A 3,764-nucleotide genomic window follows, 5' to 3' on the forward strand; every position below is an offset into this window, starting at 1 on the left:
CTTCAACCCTTCGGTTCCAGAGATCGGCAACTGATCCCAAACGATCATCTCTTCCGCGACCGCGTGCGTGTTTTTCACCGTGAGCAGGTATTCGAAGGCGTGACGAACGTCCTTGCCCGTGAACCCCTCCTTGCTCTGGTATTTCTTGATGAGCTTGTGTTCGACCTTCATGCTTTCGTCGGCCCCGAGGAAGACCCAGAACTCCTCCTCCGGCGCAACCAGCTCCATCTGCGAGGTCGTCACGAAATCCCCGTCAAGAAAGACGTTGGCCTTGCCCGCCAGAAACGGGTGCGCGCCATCGTTGACCGCTTTCGCCTTCAGATAGGCATGCGGATCGAGCTTCGGGATGGCGGAATAGCGGAATACGGAAGGCAGCACCACGCTAGAGACCGCAACACGATGTTCGACGTTGTCGGAGGCAATCCCGCTCTCGCCCTTCACCTCGAAAACCACCGATGCCCCTTGGCGCGCCACGGCGGTCTTCCTTTCCGCCATCTCGGGCAGCGCAAAATCCAGATCTGCGGCGACTGGCGCGTCGAATCGATTGACCGAACCCGACTCATAGGCATTCAACATCGAAACGGATTCGGACAACGGAACGCCATAAATACCTTTGCTCATCGATTTGGAACCGTGCGGCTGGAACATACTGATGCGCCACGGCTCCATTTCCGGGTGCCGGCCGCCGAGGCCGGGATTGGCGGTGGAGAGCTTGAGGGCGACGTCCGCCCAGTCCTCGCCCGTGTTTTGGCGGACGAGGGCAAAATATTTGACCTCCATCTGACGGGTTGCCGTATCGACGCGGACATCGTAGGTCGGGATCCATTGGGGGCCGCGGACGATGTAGGAGAGCTTCAGCTCGGCCTTCCCGGCCGTGGCCGCTTCAAGGTCGACTTCGACGATGCGGCGCTGTTTGCGCGAATCGGCCCCGGCATGCTGGATATCGGCCTTCACCTTTTTGAGCGATTCGCGAATCTCCTTCAGATAGCGTTCGGTTTCGAGCAGGCCGTCATCGTATTCCTCGCTCTTGGTGGTGTGCAGCGCAAGCATGCTCTCCCAACTGCCGGGATCGAGCGAAGCGGCCCCGTCCTCCTTGTCGGCGGTGTGGGTGACTTTCGAGGTGATCTTTTTCAAAAACGCCTTGGATTCCTTCAAGCGCTCCAGCTTCTGGAGCTCCTTCTTTTCCCCCTCCTCGAGATGGGCCTGCTTTTCATAAAGTTCCTTCCAGGCTTCCTTCGGGATCTCCTTGAAGGTTTCGGTCTTGAAGCGAACGTCGAGGACGGTTGCCGCACCGGAGCCCTCGACCTGGATGCCGCGCGAATCGACCGCTTCGGGAAGATCCGCGAAAACCAGCTTATTGATCCCCTGCCCCAGCTCCACCTGCGCCGTGCGCGCGACCTGCGCGCGGTCGTTGTAGACGGTCACTTCCGTGACCTGCGAAGAAACCGCCAACGCGGCGATTGCGATAAACCCGACCATGCTTGCCTCCTATTTCCACCCCGTTCCAAAAGACGTGAAAGCCTGCCATAAAAGCGACGAAACCGGGAAACAAAAAGGGCCGCGAATGGGTGGCAAGCTTGCCGCGCCGTCCACCGAATCCCAGGATGCCCCGTCATCCCAGCGGACGCGCGTCGTCGCCCAAAAGGGCGGCGTCGTACTTCGAACAAAGGGCCACGAGTTCCGCCACGGAGGCGACTCCCATTTTGGACATTACCCGACCGCGGTGGATCTTGACGGTGCCTTCCTCGATGCCCATTTCTGCGGCGATCTGCTTGTTCAGCATGCCCGTGACGACCAGCGCCAGGACCTCGCGTTCCCGCGGAGTTAGCGCCTGCACGCGGGCCTGAATCGCCGCAATCTCGGCACGCCGTTCACGCGCCTCCCGGTCTTTGCACAGCGCCAATTCGATGGCCCCCAGCAGCTCCCCGCCGGTGACGGGTTTAACCAGGAAATCCAAGGCCCCGTTTTTCATGGCGTGCACACTGGTGGGAATATCCCCGTGTCCGGAGATGAAGATGATCGGCATGCTTTCCGCATCCTTGACCAAGGCTTCCTGCAAGGCGATCCCGTTTAGGCCGGGCATGGCCACGTCGAGAACCAGACAGCAACACCCCACGTCGGCGGCATCTTTGCGATACTCCAGAAACGCCTCCGCCGAACCAAATGCAAGAACGCCGTAGCCTTTGCGCTGGACCAAGCCCGACATGGATTTGCGAACGGAAGGATCGTCGTCAACAATGTAAACGGTATCTGGATCTTCGATTTTCGTTTGCATCTTCTCTTGCTCGAACATGCGAATCAGTCCCCTTGATCGATCAACGCCCAATCTTTTCACGCCCCCTACGGACCGGAACGGCGCCATCCTAAAAAGCACAATGTCACTATACCGATTCTCCGTCAAAGTCCTAGGGTTTTCTACCGTTGCATGACCGGGCCCGAGCCCCGTGTATCACCAAGGTGTAATTGCGCCTCGAGAAGCAATCTGGTTTTGTGTCTCCATCCGGGAAGGATACTGGTCATGTTGAACAGGAAAAAACAGCTGCGTGTTCGCAGTTTGGGCACGCGGGGACAAAGGACTAACTTTTAAAGAAAGCTAGAACGAATGAAGACAACATATATAGCCTGTGCGATCCTTCTGGTTCTTGGTGCCGCAAAAACGGACGCCGAAGTGGGCGACCGTTTCGACGACTCGGTAAAAAAACACGGCAACCCCATTGGAAAGTTGGTTCAAAAGAACCAGACGGTGTATATTTTCCAAGCCGAAGGCGGTCTGATCCGCGAAATCTACGACAGAAACGATTTATGCGTCGAATCCGATTTCACCAACGCTTCCCCGGAGCCCAAAGAAGCCGCAGAACCCGCCCCGACGCCGGTTCCTTTGCCCGAACCGGAGCCCGTGCCGGAACTCATGCCGGAGCCCGTGCCGGCGGTGGATGAAAAAGCCAACTCGTTTTGGCCATACCTGCTGCTACTTCCCCCGATCGGTTTAGGTGGGCTAGCGATTGCCTGGGCGAGAAAGCTTAAAAAGCCTGCACTGACAGTTCTGGAGACCGAACCCCAAGTCGCCGATCGATCCAAGGTGTTGCGCGAACAAGAAGCCTCGCTTCGACTTTCCAGAAATGAAATGTGCTTCCTAAAAGCGCTTCAGACCGCCGTCATCGACGAGTACAACGTCACCTTCCATGTCGATTTAAGCCGCATCGTCGACATTCATAATCCAGCCTTTGCGGTGCACATGTTTACCTTCAAGAGTCTCGAGCCTTTGATTGTCGATTTCGTGCTGCACGACGCGAAGGATGCTTCGGTTTCCGCCGTCGTGGTTCTTTGCGACCCGAAAGCGCAAAACGACCAACGAACACGCAAAAATAAATTCTTGCAAGAGGTTCTTGGGGCCCAGGGGATTAAACTGATCAAAATCAAGGCAAACTACCAATACGATCCCATCCTGATCAAGGGTAGCCTCCAGGTGCTGAAAGCCAGCCAGCAATCCGCGGCATAAGTTGAACCAGCCCGATTGCCCGCCCCCGAGCCGCCGGGAGAGACCCGCGCCGGCAACCGCCACAGTTCCTTTGAATTTTTTTCGTGTGTTTCATTTCCCGGGTGGCTACCTTCCCCGGATGAAACTCTCAAAGTTTGGCGAAAAGTTTACTCGGAAGGCGGCCATCACGGAACTGATGGACGACCTGGGATCCGCCATGGCCAAGGGCGACATGCTGATGCTCGGCGGCGGCAACCCGGCGCACATCCCCGAAATGCAACTCCAC

Annotated in this window: 3 protein-coding genes; 1 reads left to right on the forward strand and 2 read right to left on the reverse strand. The window is 57.3% G+C overall.

All coding sequences use genetic code 11. The features are described 5' to 3' along the window. Positions 1 to 1,479 (reverse strand): mucoidy inhibitor MuiA family protein (locus ABYO54_RS15030; protein WP_372809055.1); only part of this gene is annotated, 1,479 nt, incomplete at its 3' end. A gap of 133 nt (positions 1,480 to 1,612) precedes the next feature. Continuing rightward, positions 1,613 to 2,275 carry a response regulator transcription factor gene (locus tag ABYO54_RS15035; protein ID WP_372809056.1) on the reverse strand — a complete coding sequence of 221 codons (663 nt, stop codon included), beginning with the start codon at positions 2,273 to 2,275 and terminating at the stop codon, positions 1,613 to 1,615. 327 nt (positions 2,276 to 2,602) lie between these two features. On the opposite strand from ABYO54_RS15035, the gene ABYO54_RS15040 reads away from it, so the two are divergent. Beyond that, positions 2,603 to 3,499, forward strand: a complete 897-nt coding sequence (locus ABYO54_RS15040; RefSeq protein WP_372809057.1) for a DUF2726 domain-containing protein — start codon at positions 2,603 to 2,605, stop codon at positions 3,497 to 3,499. Positions 3,500 to 3,764: the final 265 nt, after the last annotated feature.

The sequence above is a fragment of the Pontiella sp. genome, from assembly GCF_041622395.1.
GTDB lineage: Bacteria > Verrucomicrobiota > Kiritimatiellia > Kiritimatiellales > Pontiellaceae > Pontiella.